Consider the following 20,960-nt stretch of genomic DNA (forward strand, 5'->3'; position numbering starts at 1 on the left):
CCCGGGGGCGCCCTCGACGCGTCGGCAGGCTCGTCAGTTGGGCTGCCCGATCGGCCGTACGACGACGGTGTTGATGTCGACGCCCGCCGGCTGCCCGATGGCCCACACGACGGAGTCGGCGATCTGGTCGGCGGTCAGCAGCTGCCCGGGCGGCAGGCTGCCGTAGCTGTCCCAGAAGGGGGTCTCCACCCGGCCGGGCGCGATCAGCGTCACGCCGACACCCCACTCGGTGACCTGGCGGCGGGTGTTCTCCGCGAGGCCGGTCACCGCCCACTTCGTCGCCCCGTAGATATTGCCCGGGGTGGGCACGAAGCCGGCGACACTGCCGACCAGCACGATCCGCCCCCGGGTCTCCTTGAGCGCGTCGATCGACGCCCGGATGAGGAGGGCGGGGCCGAGTACGTTCGTCAGGACCATGTCGGTCCACCCGGCCGGGTCGCCCTCGGCGACCGAGTCGTGGGTGGCGGTCCCCGCGTTGGCGACGACTGTGTCCAGTCGCCCGTATTCCTCAAGCGTACGGTCGACCGCCGACTGTACACAGTCGTAGTCGGCGGCGTTCCCGGCCAGCGTCAGCAGCCCCTTCGGCTCACCGAGTTCCGCGGCGAAGGCGCGCAGCCGCTCCTGGCCGCGCCCGGTGACCGTGACCCGGTACCCGGCGTCCAGCAGTTGCCGCGCGACGGCGGCGCCGATGCCGCTGCCGCCGCCGGTGATCAGTGCGACCCGAGACTCCGAAGTGCCCGGTACGTTGCTCATGGTGTGCCCCCCATTGCGTCGGCCGCGCGTGTTGGCCGCGTATGCCGGCTGCTGCGTCGCGCAGCTCATTGCCAGTGACTCCCGCGCGAAGTTCGTAGCTCGACGTTCGTCGCGCGGCACGCAGTCCATCACTTGGAGCGCTCTCCAAGTCAAGTTCCGCCAGGCCGACTTGACCCACCGGGCCGTCTACTGGACCGGCTTCACCGCCGTGTGCACGGTATGCGCCGCGAGCACGAACACGTCGGCCCTGCGGTGCACGCCCGCCTCGTCCTGCGGGTCGACCAGCCGGTCCAGCGTGGCGCGGTCGTCGGGGCCGAGGGTGTCCCCGAAGACGTCCCGCAACCGCGACAGGGACGCGGCGATGTAGGCGCGGGCCCGGCCGGAGGCGGGCGCCGGCAGATCGAGCAGGAAGCTGCGGGCACGGGTGTGCTTCAGGCCGGCCGCGCCGAGCAGCGCCGCCCAGTCCTCCGCCTCCTCGACCGAACCGGGCAGCTCGGCCCTCATCCGCGCGAACCACTCCTCCTGCAGGGCGTCGAGCCGTGCCTCCAGGCCGGGCCGCCCGAAGCCGAGGTCGCGTGGCAGGAACCGGGCCGACAGGCCGCCCTCCATGATCGCCAACGTGCCGCCGGGCGCGAGGCGCTCCGCGAAGGCGGCCAGGGCGGCGCGCTGGTCGCCCAGGTGGTGCAGACTGCGGCCGGCCCACAGCAGATCGGCCGGATAGTCCAACTCGACCAGTACATCGGGAAGTTCGCCGGCCAGGGCGTCGAAACGGTCGCCGTACCCGAGGCGGTCGGCTCGCTGCTGCGCCCGCTCCAGCAGCGGTACGGAACCGTCGACGGCCGTGATACGCGCACCGGAGAACGTCTCGGCGAACAGACAGGAGACGACCCCGGGGCCACTGCCCACATCCACGATCAGCCCCGGCTCGGTCACCTCCTTCCCGAGCCAGGCCAATGCCCGCTCGTACAGGGGCGTGAACAGTTCGGCCTGGGCTTCGAGGTGCGGGGCCATCTCGGCCCAGTCGATGTCGGTGCCGTGACCCTGGCCCTGACCCTGGCCGTGGCCGTGGCCGTGGCCGTGGCCGTGGCCGTGGCCGTGGCCGTGGCCGTGCGTATGCCCGGGGGCGTGGCCTTGGCCCGAGGTGTGCTGGTCGCCGTGGGACTCGTGCGGGTGGTGCGCCATGGTGTCAGCCTCTCGTCCGGTGTGCCGTCAGCGTGCGCCGACGCTCCGGACCAGGGCCACCTTTGTTGCCGGTGCGGCAAAAATCGGGATGCCTACGGCAAGCCGGATCGCGCATGTCCGGCCGCTCCCGAGGAACGGGAACGGCCGGACAGGAACTGCTCGCCGGTGGAGTTCACGACCGGCGACCGCCGGGGTCGGTCCGGCCCGGGAGTGCTGACCACCGGCCCCGACGGATCACCGTCGTCCCACCTCACTGCCGTGCGGATCGATTCGCCTGTCGATCCGCCTGTCGATCCGCCCAGCTACTGCCGCGCAGCCCTACAGCGGCGGGTACGCGTTCCGCATCAGCTGCTGGAACTGGGCCGAGAACCAGTGCCCGGACAGCGGCGCGTTCGCCAGGGCGCCCGACAGGCTGTTGCCGTTGCGCGGGTTGCCCGTGTACGTCGGGTCGCACATCTGGTCGAAGCCCTTGCCCTCGTCGTTCGGGATGGCCGAGCTGGAGCCGTCGGACTCGCCCGGCGGCTTCATCCACACATACGCGTCGATCCCGGCGGCCGGTGCCGCCTGCGGGCGCTCGCCGAGACCGGCGCCGGACTGGTTGCACCAGTTGCCGATGTGGATCCGACGGTCGTAGCGGCCGCCGTCGACGTAGGTGTCCACGCTGGTTGTGGCGCCCGGTCCGGTGGGCCGGGCGGTGCCGCCCCAGCCGTTGCGGGAGGTGTCGATCAGCATGCCGATGTTCGACCTGAAGCCCGCGGTGACCAGCTGGTTACGGAAAGCCTGGGCGTACGACTGCTCGTCGACGTACCGGTTCCAGTCCACCCACTTGGACTCGCGCACCGACTTGCCGGCCACGGAGTCGTTGATGGTGAAGTTGTTCTCCTTCAGGGCGCTGTAGTTCGCCGTGTTGGTGATGAAGCCGTGCACGTCGTCGACGGTCGCGCCCTCGGCGGTGGCCGCCTGGTAGAAGAGCTGGGCGGACGGGGCGAAGTTGTCGTCCCAGCCGAGCCAGCCGTGGTGACCGGCGTCGATGTAGTTGTAGACGTTGGGGATCGCGCCGAGCTTGTCCAGCGCGTAGCCGACGCCCTTCACGTAGTTGCCGTTGGCCTTCATGGTGTCGCAGGCGGCGGTGGCGGTGGGCCGGCTGCCGGTGTTGGTGACGAGGTTGGGCAGCGAGTCGATCTCGATGGTGGTGACGATCCGCAGGCCGGCGTACTTGCTGTCCGCGAGGATCGTCGCGATCGGGTCGATGAACTGCGTCTTGTACTTGTCGATCTCCGTCGGGCCGAGCTCGCCGTTGGAGGCGAGGGCGGCGCAGTCACGTCCGGGAAGGTCGTAGACGACCAGCTGGACGACTTCCTCGCCGCTGCCCTTCTGGGCGAGGGCCGCGTCCAGGTGGGCGCGCAGCCCCATGCCGCCGTTCACTCCGCTGATGGCGGCGATACGGTCCAGCCACACTCCCGTCGGCTGGCTGGAGATGCGGCTGCCGCCCGTCTCGGCGGCGGCCTTCGCCGACCATTCGGGGTTCACGTACACCTTGGCGCCCACGTAGGGGTTGTCGACCTTGGTGGACGGGGTTCCGGGGCCCGTCGGGGTGCCGGGGTCGGTCGGGGTGCCGGTGCCGCTGTCGACGTTGCAGGTCACTCCGTCGAGCGTGAACGCGGTCGGGATCGCGTTGGTGCCGGTGTAGGTGCCCTGGAATCCGAAGCTGACCGAACCCCCGGTCGCGAGCGTCCCGTTGTAGGTCTCGTTGTTGGCGGTGACGGCCGTACCGGACTGGGTGACCTTCGCGTTCCACGCGTTGGTCACCTTCTGGGTGCCGGCGTACGCCCACTTCACCGACCAACTCGACTTCGCGGCCGAGTTGTTGGTCACGGTGACGGCGGTGGTGAAGCCGGTGCCCCAGTCGTTCTGCACTTTGTAGTCGACGCTGCACGGGATGGCGGCGATGCCCGGATCGCCGGGGACCACCGCGAGCGCCGTCCCGGAGGCGCCGGCGACCAGCGCCAGCGCGGCGAGTACCGCTGTTCTGCTACGGCTCATGAGTGCGGGTTTCCTTCTCGGTTGCGGGTGTTGTCCGTTTCGTTCCTTCGGTATCTCTGATGACCGTCAGTTGAGGTTGGACCGGCTCGGGTTCAGGCCCGGTCGATCAACCCGGCTGATCGGTCCGATGGCGCCTATCCGTCGAGTGCGCGCAGGTGGTCGCGCAGGCCGGCGCCGTACGCCGTGGGCGTGCCGTCGTAGCCGGAGATCAGGGACGGACCGGTGGAGCAGTCCCAGGCGTTCCAGGTCCAGCCCAGGTACGACAGACCGCGGTCGTCGAACCACTTCATGACCTGATCGACGAAACCGTGCGAGCAGGTGTTCTCCCCGATCTCCCCTGCCACGAGCGGCACTTGGGCGGCGACAGGGGCGAGGGTGGAGTTCCAGCAGCTCTCGTTCGCGCAGGTGTTGAAGTTGTAGACGTGGTACGCGGCGCCGAGATTGCCGGTCGGGTCGGAGGGCTTGTACGTCAGCCACTGACTCAGGTCGTTGGAGTACGCGAGCCCGCCGGCCAGGATCACGTTCCTGGCGCCGGTCGCCCGTACGGAGTCGACGAGATCCTGCATACCGGCGACCTCGTATCCGATGCCGGGACAGGTGCCGCCGTCCCGCCAGCACTGCCACGCCTGGGTGGTCGTGGAGGTGGCGCGGTCCGGGTAGGGCTCGTTGAACAGGTCGAACACGACGGCCTGGTCGTTCTTGAAGGTGTTGGCCACCGAGGTCCAGAACGACGGGGTGTACTGCATGTCGGGCATCGGCTTCTGGCAGCTGGCGTGCACATCCGAGCAGCCGGCCGAGTTGCCCGTGTACTGGCCGTAGTTCCAGTGCAGTTCGACGACAGGCGTCATGCCGTGCGCCTCGACGCGGGTCACCAGGTCCTTGACCGCGTTGACGTAGTTGGTGCCGCCGTAGGCGGAGTTGATGTTCGAGAGGCCCAGCCAGCACTCCTCGTTGAGTGGGATGCGCACGGTGTCGACGTTCCAGTCGGCGATCGCCTCGACGGCGGCGTCGTCGACCGGTCCGTCCCAGATGCCGCGCCCCTGTACGCACATGAACTCGCCGCCGGAACGGTTCACGCCGAGCAGACGACGGGTGTTTCCGTCGGCGTCCACGAGCTTGTTTCCAAGGACGCGCAGTGCGGGCGGCTCGTCACCGGTGTCCGGCGGGTCCGTCGTGGGTGGCGTGGTGGGGGTGGGCGTGGGGGTCGGTGCGGTGTCGGCGTTGCAGGTCGTGCCGTTGAGCTTGAACGTCGTCGGCACGGCGTTCGCCTTCGAGGTGGAGGCGATGAAGCCCGCGCTGACGCTGGCGCCGGTGCCCAGGGAGCCGTTCCAGCTCTCGTTCGCGGCGGTGACGGTGGTGCCGGACTGGGACCACTTGGCGCTCCAGCCCTGGGTGACCTTCTGGCCGTCCGCGAAGTCGAAGGTGAGGGTCCAACTACTCAAGGCCGTCGCGTTGTTGGTTATCCCCACGGCGCCCTGGAAGCCGGCGTCCCACTGACTGGTGACCGAGTACTCCACCGTGCACGCGGGCACGGCTCCCTGTGCCGTGACGACCGGTAACAGCGCGCCCGCGACGAGGGCGACCGCCCCGGAGACGGCTAAAAGTACTGAACGCGGGGGGTGTCGCATGAGCGACTCCTTGCAGCTCAGGCGCGTCGTGAACGGACGCGTCGACTGATGGAACCGCTCCCACTGGTGTCTCGAAGCTAGCGCCAAGTGCTGGCAAAGAACAGAGGCGTCACTGACTTTTCCTCAACATCCCTCGTCGAATCTTTTCGACTCTTCAAGCACCTTGACCGCTCCGACCCCCATCCCCACTATGGGAGCGCTCCCACTGGTTCAAGGCTTGTTGCTCCTCCCCCCACTTCTCCGAGCCGCAAGGAGGAACCAGCACCATGGATCCCTCACGCAGACGCCGCGGGGCGCGGCGCCTGTGGACCGCCGCTCTGGCGGCCCTCGCGCTCCCCCTCGCCATGCTGAGTACGAGCACGACTCCGGCCCAGGCAGCCGCACTTCAGTGCAGCGTGGACTACAAGACCAATGACTGGGGTTCAGGGTTCACCGCAGACCTGACCCTCACCAACCGGGGCACCGACCCGATCAGCGGCTGGGCCCTGACGTACTCCTACGCGGGCAACCAGAAGCTGACGAACGGATGGAACGGCAGCTGGTCGCAGTCCGGTCAGCAGATCACGGTGAACAACGCCTCGTACAACGGGACGATCGCCGCCGGTGCCGCGGTCGGCACGGGCGCGCAGTTCACCTACAGCGGGACGAACGCCGCTCCCGCGAGCTTCGCGGTCAACGGCACCACCTGCGTCGGCGCTCACCAGCCGCCGGTCGCCGTGCTGACCAGCCCGGCCGCGGGCGCCGTCTACACCCAGGGGAACGCGGTGCCGCTCGCGGCGACCGCCGCGGCCGCCGACAACGCGACCATCAGCAAGATCGAGTTCTATGACGACACGACCCTGCTGGGTACGGACACGAGCGCGCCGTACACCCTGTCCGCCACCGGATTGTCCGTGGGCAGCCACTCCCTGGTCGCCAAGGCGTACGACAGCCTGGGCGCTTCGGCGTCGTCGACCCCGGTCGGCATCATGGTCGTCTCGGGACCGGCCGTGGTCGCCTCCACCAGCCAGCTCGCCGTGCAGCAGGGCAAGACGGGCACCTACTCGTTGAAGCTGTCGACCCAGCCGTCGGCCAATGTGACCGTCGCGACCGCCCGCACCACCGGCAACACGGGCCTGACGGTGACGGGCGGTGCGAGCCTGACCTTCACGCCGTCGAACTGGAGCACCGCCCAGAACGTGACCATCACGGCCAACGCCTCCGGCACGGGCGCCGCGACGTTCGAGTCGACGGCCACCGGGCACGCGAAGGCCTCGGTCACGGCCACCGAGATCGCGGGCACCAAGGCGTACGACGCCAGGTTCCTGGAGCTCTACGGCAAGATCACCAACCCGGCAAGCGGTTACTTCTCCCCCGAGGGCATCCCGTACCACTCGGTCGAGACACTGATCGTCGAGGCCCCGGACCAGGGGCACGAGACGACCTCCGAGGCCTACAGCTACCTTCTGTGGCTTCAGGCGATGTACGGGAAGATCACCGGCGACTGGACCAAGTTCAACGGCGCCTGGGACATCATGGAGAAGTACATGATCCCCACCCACGCCGACCAGCCGACCAACTCGTTCTACAACGCCTCCAAGCCGGCGACGTACGCGCCGGAGCTGGACACTCCGAACGAGTATCCGGCGAAGCTGGACACCGGTGTGTCCGTGGGATCGGATCCCATAGCCGGTGAACTGAAGACCGCATACGGTACGGACGACGTCTACGGTATGCACTGGCTCCAGGACGTCGACAACACCTACGGCTACGGCAACGCGCCCGGCAAGTGCGAGGCCGGCCCGACCGACACCGGCCCGTCGTACATCAACACCTTCCAGCGCGGCGCGCAGGAGTCGGTGTGGGAGACGGTGCCGCAGCCGACCTGCGATGCCTTCAAGTACGGCGGCACGAACGGGTACCTGGACCTGTTCACCGGCGACGCCTCCTACGCGAAGCAGTGGAAGTTCACCAACGCCCCGGACGCCGACGCGCGGGCCGTGCAGGCCGCGTACTGGGCGGACGTCTGGGCCGGAGCGCAGGGCAAGGGCAGTGACGTCTCCGCGACCGTCGGCAAGGCCGCGAAGATGGGCGACTACCTGCGCTACTCGATGTACGACAAGTACTTCAAGAAGATCGGCAACTGCGTCGGACCGACGGCCTGCGCGGCCGGCACCGGCAAGGACGCCTCGCACTACCTGATGTCCTGGTACTACGCCTGGGGCGGCGCCACGGACACCAGCGCCGGCTGGGCCTGGCGCATCGGCTCCAGTCACACCCACGGCGGTTACCAGAACCCGCTGGCCGCCTACGCGCTCAGCAGTTACGCCGACCTGAAGCCCAAGTCGGCGACGGGCCAGGCGGACTGGGCGAAGTCGCTGACCCGGCAGCTGGAGTTCTACCGCTGGCTGCAGTCCAGCGAAGGCGCCATCGCGGGCGGGGCGACAAACAGTTGGGCGGGCCGTTACGCGACTCCCCCGACCGGCACGTCGACCTTCTACGGCATGTACTACGACCAGCAGCCCGTCTACCACGACCCGCCGTCCAACCAGTGGTTCGGCTTCCAGGCGTGGTCGATGGAGCGGGTCGCCGAGTACTACCAGCAGACGGGGAACGCGAGCGCCAAGGCGGTCCTCGACAAGTGGGTCGACTGGGCGCTGTCCAAGACCACGATCAACCCGGACGGCACCTTCCTGATCCCCTCCACGCTCCAGTGGTCGGGCCAGCCCGACACCTGGAACGCGTCAAGTCCCCCTGCGAACACGGGGCTTCATGTCACCGTCGCCGACTACACCAACGACGTCGGCGTGGCCGCCGCGTACGCCAAGACCCTGACGTACTACGCCGCCAGGTCCGGTGACACGGACGCCAAGACGACCGCGAAGGCGCTCCTGGACGGTATGTGGGCCAACAACCAGGACGCCCTCGGCATCGCGGTCCCGGAGACCCGCGCCGACTACAACCGCTTCGACGACGGTGTGTACGTCCCGAGCACCTTCAGCGGCAAGATGCCGAACGGCGACACGGTCAACTCCTCCTCGACCTTCGCCTCGCTGCGGTCCTTCTACAAGAACGACCCGGCCTGGTCGAAGATCGAGAGCTATCTCGCGGGCGGCGCCGCGCCCGTGTTCACGTACCACCGCTTCTGGGCCCAGGCGGACATCGCCCTGGCCATGGGCTCGTACGCGGAGCTTCTCGAATAAGCCCCCGCTGAGCGCTCCGCGGGTATGGCGGGGTTCGTCTGCGGGCCGGACGTGGCTGGTCGCGCAGTTCCCCGCGCCCCCGGTCGTCCCTTCGGGGCTCGGGGGCGCGGGGTTGGAGCCCGCCCCTCGCCGGAGTGGCTCGAAGGTTCCGCGTACGTGGCCCCGTCACCTGACGGCGGGGCCCAGGCCGGGCGGCCCCCACCCGCACAGGGGGCCGCCCGGCAGTCGCACGTCCCGTATCCCCCCGCACACATGGCTTCGCGAGGAAGGACCCCCACCGTGCGAAGAACCCGTATTCTCACCGCCGTTCTGGCGCTCGCCGCCGGCCTGATCGCGGGCAGTCCGCCCGTACTGGCCGCGGACGGCAGCCCGCAGACGACGCTCGCCGCAGAGTCGTACACCTGGAAGAACGCCCGGATCGACGGCGGCGGCTTCGTGCCCGGCATCGTCTTCAACCGCAAGGAGAAGAACCTCGCCTACGCGCGCACCGACATCGGCGGCGCGTACCGCTGGCAGGAGTCGAGCAAGACCTGGACGCCCCTGCTGGACTCGGTCGGCTGGGCGGACTGGGGACACACGGGCGTGGTGAGCCTGGCCTCCGACTCCGTCGACCCGAACAAGGTGTACGCGGCGGTCGGCACGTACACCAACAGCTGGGATCCGGGCAACGGGGCCGTGCTGCGCTCCGCCGACCGGGGCGCGAGCTGGCAGAAGACGGACCTGCCCTACAAGCTCGGCGGCAACATGCCCGGCCGCGGCATGGGCGAGCGCCTGGCGGTCGACCCGAACAGGAACAGCGTGCTGTATCTGGGCGCGCCGAGCGGCAAGGGCCTGTGGCGGTCGACGGACTCGGGAGTCACCTGGTCGCAGGTGACGAACTTCCCCAACGTCGGCAACTACCAGCAGGATCCGACCGACACCAGCGGGTACGCCTCCGACAACCAGGGCATCGTCTGGGTCACCTTCGACGAGTCCACCGCGACGTCCGGCACCGCGACGAAGACGATCTACGTCGGCGTGGCGGACAAGGACAACGCGGTGTACCGGTCGACGGACGCGGGCGCGACCTGGACCCGGCTGGCCGGACAGCCGACGGGATACCTGGCGCACAAGGGGGTACTGGATGCCGTCAACGGCTATCTGTATATCGCGTACAGCGACAAGGGCGGACCGTACGACGGCGGCAAGGGCCGGCTGTGGCGGTACGCGACGGCGACCGGGACCTGGACGGACATCAGCCCGGTGGCGGAGGCCGACACGTACTACGGCTTCAGCGGACTGACGATCGACCGGCAGAAGCCCGGCACCGTCATGGCCACCGCCTACAGTTCCTGGTGGCCGGACACCCAGATCTTCCGCTCGACGGACAGCGGTGGCACCTGGACGAAGGCGTGGGACTACACGTCGTATCCCAACCGTGCGAACCGGTACACGATGGACGTCTCGTCGTCGCCGTGGCTGACCTGGGGCGCGAACCCGTCGCCGCCGGAGCAGTCGCCCAAACTCGGCTGGATGACCGAGGCGTTGGAGATCGATCCGTTCAACTCCAGCCGCATGATGTACGGCACCGGCGCGACGGTCTACGGCACGGAGAACCTGGCCAACTGGGACAGCGGGGGCCAGTTCACCATCAAGCCGATGGTGCAGGGACTGGAGGAGACCGCGGTGCTGGACCTCGCCTCTCCGCCGTCCGGTGCTCCGCTGCTCAGCGCGCTGGGTGACATCGGCGGCTTCCGCCACACGGACCTGACGAAGGTGCCGTCGATGATGTTCACCTCCCCGAACTTCACGTCGACGACGAGCCTGGACTACGCCGAGACGAACCCGAACACCGTGGTGCGCGTCGGCAACCTGGACTCAGGTCCGCATGTGGCGTTCTCGACGGACAACGGCGCCAACTGGTTCGCCGGGACGGACCCTTCAGGGGTGAGCGGGGGCGGGACGGTCGCCGCGGCGGCGGACGGCAGCCGCTTCGTGTGGAGCCCGGCGGGCGCCGGTGTGCAGTACACCACCGGTTTCGGCACGTCGTGGCAGGCGTCGAGCGGGATCCCGTCCGGCGCGATCGTCGAGTCCGACCGGGTCGACCCCAAGACCTTCTACGGCTTCAAGTCGGGCAAGTTCTATGTGAGTTCGGACGGCGGAGCGACCTTCACCGGGTCCGCTGCGACCGGTCTGCCCAGTGGGGACAGCGTGCGCTTCAAGGCGCTGCCGGGCACGAAGGGCGATGTCTGGCTGGCGGGCGGGGCGAGCGACGGGCCGTACGGGCTGTGGCACTCCACCGATTCCGGCGCGACCTTCGCCAAGCTGGCGGGGGTCGAGCAGGCCGACACGATCGGGTTCGGCAAGGCGGCGGCGGGCGCGTCGTACCAGACCCTGTACACCAGCGCGAAGATCGCCGGCGTCCGGGGCATCTTCCGCTCGACGGACAAGGGCGTGACCTGGACCCGCGTCAACGACGATGCCCACCAGTGGGGTTGGACAGGCGGGGCGATCACGGGTGACCCGAGGGTGTACGGACGGGTCTACGTCTCGACGAACGGCCGGGGTGTCGTCTACGGCGACACCTCCGACACCAGCGGCGGAGGCGGGGGTACGGATCCCACGGACCCGACGGACCCCACGCCGACCGGTGCCTGCGCGGTGACGTACACCATCACCAACCAGTGGTCGGGGGGCTTCCAGGCGGACGTCAAGCTCGCCAACACGGGCACGAGCGCCTGGTCCGGCTGGAATCTCAACTGGGCCTTCCCGAACGGCCAGACCGTCTCGCAACTGTGGAACGCCGACTACACCCAGTCGGGTTCGACGGTGACGGCGAAGAACACCGGCTGGAACGCCAACGTGGCGGCCGGCTCGTCCGTCGGTTTCGGCTTCACGGGCAGTTGGTCGGGGTCGAACACGAAACCGGCGGCGTTCAGGCTGGGTGACCAGAGCTGCACCGTGAGCTGACGACCGTGGGTGCGCGCCCGGGAGACCGGTGCGCGCACCCCTCGATCGCTCAGGGCGTGTAGACCGTCGGGCGGGGTGCCGTCTGCATACCGTTGCCGAGGAAGTAGCTCGGGTGCGGCGGTTGGTTGTACGCGGTGTTCTGCCAGGCCAGGCCTGTGCGGTACATCGTGTCGTGGAGCAGGGTCGTGATGCGTGTCGTCGTCTCGTACGGCGTCGAGTAGATGCGCAGGGCCGTGTTGTCGCTGGTCGGCCAGACGACCTCTTCACGCCAGTCGCCGAGGATGTCGCCGGACAGCGACGGGGTGGCCTTGGTGCTGTTGTTGGAGTGGACGCCCGATCCGGTCAGGAGGCGGGTGTCCGAGGACGTGCCGTACTTGTCGATGTGGGTGCCGTCGAGGAGTTCGCGGACGGGGTCGCCGTCCCACCAGGAGAGGAAGTTGACGGAGGACGGTTCACGCCCCTTCGTCGCGCCCGCCTCGTCGCGGATCGAGGTGTCGGAGGCCGACCAGACCTCGGCGCCGTCGTTGCCCGCCCAGATGTCGCCGGCGACTCCGCGGCCGTTGTCGCAGCAGGCGGCGAGCTGCCAGTCGACCGTGCCGTTCGCCGGGTCGATGTACAGCTCGGCGGGCTGGCCGGTCCCCTCCGAGACCTTGAAGTACTCGAGTCCGGCGTGCGACGGGTCGAGGTCGCCGAGGTGCTGGGCGTCCCCGTGTCCCGTCTTCGTCGTCCACAGGCCGTTTCCGTTGTCGTCGACCGCCATCGCGCCGTAGACGATCTCGTCCTTGCCGTCGCCGTCCACGTCCCCGACGGAGAGGCTGTGCGAGCCCTGGCCGTCGTAGCCCTTGCCGGTGTTGGTGGAGGAGCTGGTGTCGAAGGTCCAGCGGCGGGTGAAGGCGCCGTTCCGCCAGTCCCAGGCGGCGATCACGGTACGCGTGTAGTAACCGCGTGCCATGATCAGCGAGGGGCGGGAACCGTCCAGGTAAGCGGTTCCCGCGAGGAAGCGGTCGACGCGGTTGCCGTACGAGTCGCCCCAGGACGAGACAGTGCCGCGGGCCGGGACGTAGTCGACGGAACTCATCGCCTTGCCGCTCAGGCCGTTGAACATGGTCAGGTACTCGGGTCCGGACAGCACATAGCCGCTGGAGTTGCGGTAGTCGGCGGAGGAACTGCCGATGACCGTGCCCGCGCCGTCCACCGTGCCGTCGGCGGTCTTCATGGCGACCTCGGCCTTGCCGTCGCCGTCGTAGTCATACACCTGGAACTGTGTGTAGTGGGCGCCGGAGCGGATGTTGCGGCCGAGGTCGACGCGCCACAGGCGGGTGCCGTCGAGCTTGACGCCGTCGACGACCGTGTTGCCGGTGTAGCCCGACTGGGAGTTGTCCTTGGCGTTGGTCGGCTGCCACTTCAGGACGATGTCCAGGGCGCCGTCGCCGTCCAGGTCGCCGATGGAGGCGTCGTTGGCCTCGTAGGTGTAGGCGACGCCGTCGGGGGTCGTGCCGCCGGCCGGCGGGGTGATGGGGACGTCCTTGTAGCCGGTGCGGAACTGGATCGCGTGGACGGAGTCGGCCTGTTCGACGCCGTTCACGATCGCGCGGACGGTGTAGTCGGCCTGGGCCGGGGCGCCGGAGTGGAAGTAGTTCGTGGAGCCGGTGACCGGGGCCGGGTTGACCTTGGCGCCGGCCCGGTAGACGTTGAAGGAGACGCTGTCGGGGTCGGTGCCGAGCCAGCGCCAGCCGACCAGGTTGCCGCTGTCGGTGTGCACGCTGACGACGCCCCGGTCGAGGGCCTCCACCTGGCGGGCGGTGGCGGCCTCGGCAGTGCCGGCGCCGAGCGTGGTCAGTCCGGCGCCGACCAGGGCCGTGACGGCGGACAGCGCGGAGAGGACGGCCCTTCGCCTGCGGCGCTTGCGCGAAGGGGGATCCGCGTGCGGATGAGGCTCCGGGTGCGGACGGGTATGCGGGTGCGGTTGCGGGTGCTGCACGGGACGTACCTCCTGGGAGGGACGGATGGGTTCCGCCCCTCAGTTGCCGCCGGGGACAGGCGAGTTGCCGTACAGCGCGGCCAGTTGTGTCACCGTCCGGGCGATCCGCTCACGCAGTTCCGGTGGCTGGAGCACCTCGATGTCCGCGCCCAGGCGCAGGAATTCGGCGTGGGCGTGCTCGACGGACTCGATGGGGACCCTGGCCACCGTCCAGCCGTCGGGCCCGGCGGGTCCGTCTTGTCGCACCGCGCGGGCGAGGGCCACCCCCGGCGCCAGTCGCACCACCGCCTCCGCCCTGTCCTGGTACAACCGCTGGTGGAAACCCCGTTGGTACGCCGTCCAGTGGGCGGCCAGGTCGAAGTCGTCGGGCCGGGTGAACCCCTCGTCGGAAGAGGCGAGTTCGAGGATCTGGTCGACGCGGAAGGTACGCGGGCCGGGGCCGGCGACGACGTACCAGCGTCCTGCCTTCAGGACCAGGCCGTAGGGCTCGAGCCGGCGTTCGACGTCGGTGGGCTCCCGCCAGCGGCGGTATCCGATGTGCAGGATCTTGTTGTTCCACACCGCGTCGGCGACCGCCGGCAGATACGGCACCTCGTCAGCCCCCGCGTCCGTGTACCAGCCGGGCGCGTCCAGGTGGAAGCGGCCGCTGATCCGGTCCGCGTGCACCCGGAGTTCCGGCGGCAACGCGGCACGCACCTTGAGCTGCGCGGCGGCCAGGACCGGACCGAGGCCCAGTTGGGCGGCGGGACCGGGGACCCCGGCGAGGAACAGGGCCTCCGCCTCGTCGGCGGTCAGGCCCGTCAGGCGGGTGCGGTAACCGTCGAGCAGGCGGTAGCCGCCGGCATGACCGGCGTCGCCGTACAGCGGGACGCCCGCCGCGCCCAGTGCCTCCACATCCCGGTAGACGGTACGCACCGACACCTCCAGCTCCTCCGCGAGCTGGGCGGCGGTCATCCGGCCCCGGGTCTGGAGCAGCAGCAGGATCGACACGAGTCGGCTGGACTTCACTGACACAGGATGTCAGTGAAGTCGGCCTAGCGTCCTGCCCATGACCTCTGTTTCCCACGATCCTCGTCGTCCCCCCGCCCTCTCCTCCGCCTCCTCCTCCATGCCCCCGTTCGCGGAGAAGCTGCTGACGGTGCACCCGCCGATCGAGGTGGCGGGACGGTGGATCAAGCGCTACCACGTCACCTCCGACCCGGCGGGCATCGCACCAGAGGTGCAGCGGGCGGCGTACGCGATCCTTCCCGAGCTGCTGCCGGCGCCGGACGGGACGCCGCCCGCCACCTTCGTCGTGCTGCACCGGGGTGGCGACGACGGCGCCTACCTCAACGCCTACAGCTGGGTGTGGGACAACGTCCTGCACTTCCGGGGCGCGGCCGCGGGCCAGCCGGTGCTCGACTGCCCGGACGGCGACCCGAGCCACTTCGTCACGATCGACCGGCCCTGGATCGGCTGCGTCTGGGAGCTGCCGCCGATCCTGCACGAACGAGACGCGTGGGTACGGCACGTACTGGCCCGCCCCGCCCCCGAAGTCCCCGATTTCGATGCCTACTTGACTGATTCCCTGGCCGAGGGAACGACGGGAGACCGCTCATGAGCAGCGCGCACGACTTCGACTTCCTCCACGGTGCGTGGGAGGTCCGCCACCGTCGGCGCACCGAGTTCCTCGACCCCGACAGCGACTGGGAGGAGTTCCCGTCCACGGCCCGCTGCCGGCCGCTGTTCGACGGGGCCGCGAACATCGACGAGATCGACATGCCGCACCTCGGCACGAAGGGGCTGACGCTGAGGCTCTTCGACCCGGAGAGCGGTCAGTGGTCGCTGAACTGGTCGTCCAGCCGGAGCGGAAGGCTGTTCCCACCGGTGATCGGCAGTTTCGGCGACGCCGACGAACAGCACGGCGGCCGACGCGACCGCGGTGAGTTCTACGGCGACGACACGCACGACGGCAAGGACGTGCGGGCCCGGTTCGTCTGGTCGGGGGTGTGCGACACCTCCGCCCGCTGGGAGCAGGCCTTCTCGCTGGACGGCGGGGAGACCTGGCTGACCAACTGGGTCATGGACTTCACTCGCCCGGAAGCGGACCGGGAACCGGTTTCCGAAACGCCCTCAGGGTGAACGCGGGGTCCGGGCGGGGCCGGTCCTGGTCGGGCAGGGCCGCGAGGCGGTCGGCGAACTCGTCGGCCTGGGGGTGACCCGGCGGCAGGGTGACGAACCAGCCGCGTCGCAGGTCCGCGATGGCCCGGCGCGGACTGCGGCCCTGCCCCCGCCCGGCGAAACGGGCCTGCCCGGCCGGGACCAGGCCGGCTTCGACGGCGTACGCCGCCACCAGGGCCGCGGTGTCGGAGGCCGGCCGTCGCGGGCGCGAGGACAGCACGACATCGATGTCGCTGCCCACGTTGTGCGAGGCGCCCTTGTCGACGGTGGTGACGTACACCCCGCCGGGCCGTAACACCCGGGCGCACTCGGCGACGATGCGCCGCGCGTCCGCGGCGTCCTCGACGAGGTGCAACAGCCACACGCTGCTCACTGCGTCGAACTCCCCTTCCCGGAAGGGGAGGCGGCGGCCGTCGGCGAGGACGACCGCTCCGGGCAACCGGTCGGCGGCGTGCCTGACCATGGCGGGCGCGCGGTCGAGCCCCGTCACCCGCAGGCCGGGCCGCCCGGCCGCGAGGCGCCGGGTGACGATGCCGGTGCCGCAGGCCACATCCAGCAGGCCGCGTGCCCGGTCCGGCACGAGACCGAGGACGCCCTCCGCGGCGGCCGCCGCCCTGGGCTCGCCGCCGCGCCAGGCGTCGTAGCGTTCGGCTTCCTCGTCGTAGTCCAGCACCCGCGCTCCCCGTTCCTCGACCGCCGCACCCCTGCCCGTACAGTTCCGCGTCGCCCGTGCGGTCCGCGTCGCCACCCCCCTCCCCCTCCCCCTCCCCCTCCGTCCGACGAGTAGGCGCTGGTCGGCGCGGGTCAGCTCGCTCCGTGCGCGGGGGCCACGGCCTCCACCCGGCGGGCGAGTTCGACGTCGAGGCCGGTGACGGAGCCGCCCGCGCTGTGGGTGTGCACGGCGAGGGACACGGTGTGGTAGCCGAGAGTGAGCTCGGAGTGGTGATCGAGCTCGTCCTGGATCCGCGCGACATGGACGACCAGACAGGCCGCGGCGAAATGGGAGCCGAGCCGGTAGGCGCGGGTGAGGCGGTCGCCGTCCAGGGACCAGCCGGGCAGGTCGGACAGACGGTCCTCGATCTCCTTCTGCGACAGCGCTTCGACGGCCATGGCACGGCTCCCTTCCTGATGGCGCGTACCTGTCCAGCGTGCCACAGGAAAGCCGCGACGGCCCTGGTCAGAAGGGCGGCTCCCGGTTCAGTCGCGGAGGCACTCGGCCGCCAGGTCGTCCGCCAGCGCGGCGATCACGGCGCGGCCCTCCACCTGCTCCAGCCACTCGTGCGGCAGCCCGCCGTCGCCGTGCCGCGCGCCCAGGATGTTGCCGCAGACGGAACCCGTGGAGTCGCTGTCGCCGGAGTGGTTCACGGACAGGAGCAGGGCGTCCTCCACCCGGTGCGTGGCCAGCGCCGCGTAGACCCCGATGGCGAGGGCCTCCTCGGCGACCCAGCCGGCGCCCAGCCGCTCCACCTTCTCGGGGCTCGGATCGCGCCCGGCGGCCAGATCGAGGGCCTGGTTCAGGGCGGCGGAGGTCTCCTCGTGGCCCGGGTGGCGGCCGAGCAGCCGCAGGGCGCGCAGAGTGGCGCCCTCCACGGACTCCCCCCGCGTCAGGTACGCCACGATCGCGGCCAGCGCTCCGGCCGCGTAGTAGCCGGTCGGGTGGCCGTGGGTCGTCTGGGCGCAGCGGGCGGCCATGCCGAAGGCGACGTCGGCGCAGGGGTGGGCGAGGCCGAAGGGCGCCGAGCGCATCACGGTGCCGCAGCCCTTGGAGGCGGGGTTGACCGGCCCGGGGGCCCCGCTCAGTTCGGCCCACGGGTCGGGAACGTAGTTCTGGGCGAGCCCGGACAGGCAGGCGTTGCCGGGGGCGCGGCGGGCGTACAGCCAGCGCTCGGCGAGGAGACCGCCCTCGACCCCGTCGGCCGGTCCCGGCCGCTGCTGGGTCTCGAGCCAGCGCCCGTAAGCCTGGCGCACCAGGGCGGTCTCCGCCCCGGTGATCCCCTTGAGCCGGGCCCTCCTGGCCGCCGTACGGAGGCCCTCGACGGTGAACAGGGTCATCTGGGTGTCGTCGCTGACGCGGCCGGCCACACCCTCGCCGTCGGGCACGAGCCGGGTCAGGCCCCTCGGTCCGTGGGCGGCGCGGATCTGGTCGAGGGAGGAGAACTCGACCGCGTAGCCGAGGGCGTCACCGAGCGCCCCGCCGAGGAGGCAGCCCCGCACCCGGGCGCGGTACACCGCCGTCGACTCCAGGGAGGACTTCCGCCAGTCGTTCATCCAAGCTCTCCTCAACTACGGTCGTACGTATGACCATTGTCCCGACCGGTACGAACGCCGCTTCCGCCGCCCCTGCCGGCCAGGGCGTCGGCCCGTTGCTGCGGGTCTGGCGGGAGCGGCGGCGGATGAGTCAGCTGGAGCTGGCACTGCGCGCCGACTCCTCGGCCCGGCACATCAGCTTCGTCGAGACGGGCCGGTCCCGGCCCAGCGAGGACATGGTGCTGCGGCTCGCCGAGCACCTGGAGGTGCCGGTGCGTGAGCGCAACGCGCTGCTCCTGGCGGCCGGTTACGCCCCGCGCTACCCGCAGACCCCGCTGGACGACCCGGCGCTGGACGCGCTGCGCGCGGGTCTGGAGCGGCTGCTCCAGGGCTACGAGCCGTATCCGGCGCTGGTGATGGACGCGCGGTACGACGTGGTGGCGGCCAACCGGGGGATCACGATGCTGCTCGACGGCGTCCCCGAATCGTTGCTCGCGCCCCCGCTCAACGCGATGCGTCTCACCCTCCATCCGCAGGGCCTGGCACCGCGTATCCGCAACCTGCGTGAGTGGCGCGGTCACCTGCTCGCGCAGATGGAGCGGCAGATCGCGCTGTACCGCTCGGCGCCGCTGCGCGAGTTGTACGAGGAGGTCGCCGCGTACCCGGTGGCGGAAGGCGGGCGGGCGGCGGAGGGCGGGGCGGCGGACGAACCCCACGAGCCTGTGCCGCACTTCGCGCTGCCGATGCTGATCGAGCACGAGGGGCGGGTGCTCTCCTTCATCTCGTCCGTCTCCACGTTCAACACCCCCATGGACGTGACGGTCGCCGAGCTGGCCGTCGAAACGTTCCTCCCGGCGGACCCGGCCACGGTCAAGTACCTGCACTCGCTGATCGGATGATGGCCGGTCAGCCGAAGTTTTCAGATGAACGTTCGACTCCGTTCCTGTGGCAACGAGGCCTGAACGTGGCACACTGACCCGCGTGCCTCGAAGCGTAGGGGAGACGTGGGGTGAGTGAGCGACGGCCCGCACCCACGGTGGGCCAGGTGGTACTGGGCAGACGGCTGCAGGAGTTGCGTGAGGCGGCGGGCCTCGGACGCGAGGAGGCGGCCCGCGCCCTGCGCGTGGCCCCGGCGACCGTGCGGCGCATGGAGACGGCCGACGTCGCGCTGAAGGTTCCCTACGTACAGGTGCTGCTGGAGACCTACGGCGTCGGCGACGAGGAGGCCGAGGCGTTCGTCTCGCTCACCGAGGAGGCGAACCGGCCCGGCTGGTGGCAGCGCTACCACGACGTGCTGCCCGAGTGGTTCAGCCTGTACGTGAGCCTGGAGGGCGCGGCCCGGCTGATCCGCTCGTACGAGCCGCACTTCGTGCCCGGGCTGCTCCAGACGGAGGCCTATGCGCGCGCCGTGCTGGAGGCCGGGACGGTCGGGCAGACGACCCCGGAGTCGATCGAGCGGCATGTGGCGCTGCGCCTGGCTCGCCAGCGGCTGCTGGAGGCCGGCGACCCGCCCCATCTGTGGGTGGTGATGGACGAGACGGTGCTGCGCCGTCCGGTGAGCGTGGACGCCGCCGTCATGTCCGAACAGCTCGACAGGCTGATGGAGTTCGCCGAGCGCGACCGGATCACCCTGCAGGTCTGCGAGTTCGCGGCCGGCCCGCATCCGGGCACGTCCGCGCCCTTCTCCCTGTTCCGCTTCGCCGAGCCCGAACTGCCCGACATGGTCGTCACGGAGTACCTGACCGGCGCTCTGTACCTCGACGACCGCAAGGAGGTCTCCGCGCACCTGGAGGTCCTCGACCACATGACGACGCACGCCGCGGGCGCACAGCACACGAAGAAGATCCTGCGGGACGCCCGCGCGAGCCTCTGAGCACGCCCCCGTCGCCCCGAGCACCCTTCCGAGACCAAAGAGGAGCAGACCCGCATGACCGGATCCGAGGCCGAGCAGGCACCCGCCCGCATCGACACCAGCAGGCCGCATCCGGCCCGCGTCTACGACTGGTGGCTGGGCGGCAAGGACAACTACCCCGTGGACGAGGAACTGGCCCGCAGGATCCTCGCCGTGGACGGCACGGTGCTGCGCGGGGCGCGGGCCAACCGCCGGTTCATGCAGCGCGCCGTCCGCACGGCCGCCGAGGCCGGGATACGCCAGTTCCTCGACATCGGCACCGGCATCCCCACCCAGCCCAACCTGCACCAGGTGGCGCAGGGCGTGGCCCCGGAGTCCAAGGTCGTGTACGCGGACAACGACCCGATCGTGCTGCGGCACGCGGAGGCCCTGCTGCACGGTTCGGCGGAGGGCACCACCCGGTATGCGCACGCCGACGTCCGCGACCTCGACACGCTGCTGCACCGGGCCGCCGACTCCCTGGACCTCACGCGACCGGTCGCGCTGTCGCTGGTGGCGCTCACGCACTACCTGAGCGACGACCCGGCGGGCGACGACGTGCACGGCCTGCTGAAGAAGTACGTCGCCGCGCTCGCGCCGGGCAGCTGGCTGATCCTCTCCCAGGTCACCCCCGACCTGAACCCTGCCGCCATCGAGAAGGCCGCGGAGAGCTTCCGGCGCAGTGGAACCCCTTTCTACCCGCGTTCCCTGGCGGAGTTCGCCCGCTTCTTCGAGGGCCTGGAGCTGCTCGGACCGGGTGTGATCCCGGTGTCCGGCTGGCGTCCGGAGCCGGAGGACGTGGCGGTCCAGGCGGAGGGCATCGTGCCGGTGTACGCGGGAGTCGCCCGCAAGCCCTGAGCCGGTACCGGGGCGCGTCCCCGGCCGGTGGGAGACCGGTGCAGGCCACTGCCCGCACCCCTGACGCCGCTGCCCCCTCCGGTAGC

General features: G+C 70.4%; 16 protein-coding genes. 7 read left to right on the forward strand and 9 right to left on the reverse strand.

Annotated elements, in window-relative coordinates; all coding sequences use genetic code 11:
• Window positions 1-33: 33 nt before the first annotated feature.
• The 4 genes from ACFWBD_RS23705 to ACFWBD_RS23720 all read right to left on the reverse strand — a co-directional run bounded on the left by ACFWBD_RS23705 (window position 34) and on the right by ACFWBD_RS23720 (window position 5,606).
• A complete protein-coding gene (locus ACFWBD_RS23705; protein ID WP_385670076.1) occupies window positions 34-753 on the reverse strand; it encodes an SDR family oxidoreductase in 720 nt (239 codons plus the stop codon).
• Between the two features lie 186 nt (window positions 754-939).
• Window positions 940-1,935: a class I SAM-dependent methyltransferase gene (locus ACFWBD_RS23710; RefSeq protein WP_385670079.1), complete on the reverse strand. Its 996-nt coding sequence runs from the start codon at window positions 1,933-1,935 to the stop codon at window positions 940-942.
• A gap of 318 nt (window positions 1,936-2,253) precedes the next feature.
• Window positions 2,254-3,978, reverse strand: a complete 1,725-nt coding sequence (locus tag ACFWBD_RS23715) for a glycoside hydrolase family 6 protein (RefSeq protein WP_385670082.1) — start codon at window positions 3,976-3,978, stop codon at window positions 2,254-2,256.
• 134 nt (window positions 3,979-4,112) lie between these two features.
• Entirely contained in the window at window positions 4,113-5,606 is a 1,494-nt protein-coding gene (locus ACFWBD_RS23720; RefSeq protein WP_385670085.1) for a cellulase family glycosylhydrolase, read from the reverse strand.
• A 266-nt stretch (window positions 5,607-5,872) separates the two neighbouring features.
• Between ACFWBD_RS23720 and ACFWBD_RS23725 the strand changes: the two genes are divergently transcribed.
• Both ACFWBD_RS23725 and ACFWBD_RS23730 read left to right on the forward strand, forming a co-directional pair.
• Window positions 5,873-8,788, forward strand: a complete 2,916-nt coding sequence (locus ACFWBD_RS23725) for a glycoside hydrolase family 48 protein (RefSeq protein ID WP_385670088.1) — start codon at window positions 5,873-5,875, stop codon at window positions 8,786-8,788.
• Window positions 8,789-9,067: 279 nt separating this feature from the next.
• Window positions 9,068-11,737, forward strand: coding sequence for a cellulose binding domain-containing protein (locus tag ACFWBD_RS23730; protein WP_385670091.1), 2,670 nt, complete (start codon window positions 9,068-9,070; stop codon window positions 11,735-11,737).
• A 49-nt stretch (window positions 11,738-11,786) separates the two neighbouring features.
• Here ACFWBD_RS23730 and ACFWBD_RS23735 read toward each other — a convergent pair whose 3' ends face one another.
• Window positions 11,787-13,610, reverse strand: a complete 1,824-nt coding sequence (locus ACFWBD_RS23735; protein ID WP_385670306.1) for a rhamnogalacturonan lyase — start codon at window positions 13,608-13,610, stop codon at window positions 11,787-11,789.
• Window positions 13,611-13,757: 147 nt separating this feature from the next.
• Window positions 13,758-14,726 (reverse strand): helix-turn-helix transcriptional regulator, encoded by a 969-nt coding sequence (locus ACFWBD_RS23740; protein WP_385670094.1) that lies wholly within the window; start codon window positions 14,724-14,726, stop codon window positions 13,758-13,760.
• Between the two features lie 100 nt (window positions 14,727-14,826).
• Between ACFWBD_RS23740 and ACFWBD_RS23745 the strand changes: the two genes are divergently transcribed.
• Together ACFWBD_RS23745 and ACFWBD_RS23750 are read left to right on the forward strand one after the other, a co-directional pair.
• Entirely contained in the window at window positions 14,827-15,318 is a 492-nt protein-coding gene (locus tag ACFWBD_RS23745; RefSeq protein ID WP_385670309.1) for a hypothetical protein, read from the forward strand.
• On the forward strand, window positions 15,315-15,839 hold the full coding sequence (locus tag ACFWBD_RS23750; protein ID WP_385670097.1) for a hypothetical protein: 525 nt from the start codon (window positions 15,315-15,317) through the stop codon (window positions 15,837-15,839). Before ACFWBD_RS23745 ends, ACFWBD_RS23750 begins: the two co-directional genes overlap by 4 nt.
• Here the strand turns inward: ACFWBD_RS23750 and ACFWBD_RS23755 are convergent.
• From ACFWBD_RS23755 to ACFWBD_RS23765, 3 genes are all read right to left on the reverse strand, one after another.
• A complete protein-coding gene (locus tag ACFWBD_RS23755; RefSeq protein ID WP_385670100.1) occupies window positions 15,787-16,551 on the reverse strand; it encodes a class I SAM-dependent methyltransferase in 765 nt (254 codons plus the stop codon). The two genes, ACFWBD_RS23750 and ACFWBD_RS23755, sit on opposite strands and share 53 nt — an antisense overlap.
• Window positions 16,552-16,682: 131 nt before the next feature.
• Window positions 16,683-16,988, reverse strand: a complete 306-nt coding sequence (locus tag ACFWBD_RS23760) for a 4a-hydroxytetrahydrobiopterin dehydratase (protein ID WP_385670103.1) — start codon at window positions 16,986-16,988, stop codon at window positions 16,683-16,685.
• Between the two features lie 87 nt (window positions 16,989-17,075).
• The gene (locus ACFWBD_RS23765; RefSeq protein WP_385670106.1) at window positions 17,076-18,146 is read right to left on the reverse strand and encodes an ADP-ribosylglycohydrolase family protein; all 1,071 of its coding nucleotides are present in this window, start codon (window positions 18,144-18,146) and stop codon (window positions 17,076-17,078) included.
• A 29-nt stretch (window positions 18,147-18,175) separates the two neighbouring features.
• Between ACFWBD_RS23765 and ACFWBD_RS23770 the strand changes: the two genes are divergently transcribed.
• The 3 genes from ACFWBD_RS23770 to ACFWBD_RS23780 all read left to right on the forward strand — a co-directional run bounded on the left by ACFWBD_RS23770 (window position 18,176) and on the right by ACFWBD_RS23780 (window position 20,874).
• Window positions 18,176-19,024 (forward strand): helix-turn-helix domain-containing protein, encoded by an 849-nt coding sequence (locus ACFWBD_RS23770; protein WP_385670109.1) that lies wholly within the window; start codon window positions 18,176-18,178, stop codon window positions 19,022-19,024.
• Between the two features lie 110 nt (window positions 19,025-19,134).
• Entirely contained in the window at window positions 19,135-19,998 is an 864-nt protein-coding gene (locus tag ACFWBD_RS23775) for a helix-turn-helix domain-containing protein (RefSeq protein ID WP_385670112.1), read from the forward strand.
• A 54-nt stretch (window positions 19,999-20,052) separates the two neighbouring features.
• Window positions 20,053-20,874, forward strand: coding sequence for an SAM-dependent methyltransferase (locus ACFWBD_RS23780; RefSeq protein ID WP_385670114.1), 822 nt, complete (start codon window positions 20,053-20,055; stop codon window positions 20,872-20,874).
• Window positions 20,875-20,960 lie beyond the last annotated feature (86 nt).

The organism is Streptomyces sp. NPDC060002, assembly GCF_042737245.1.
Classification (GTDB): domain Bacteria; phylum Actinomycetota; class Actinomycetes; order Streptomycetales; family Streptomycetaceae; genus Streptomyces.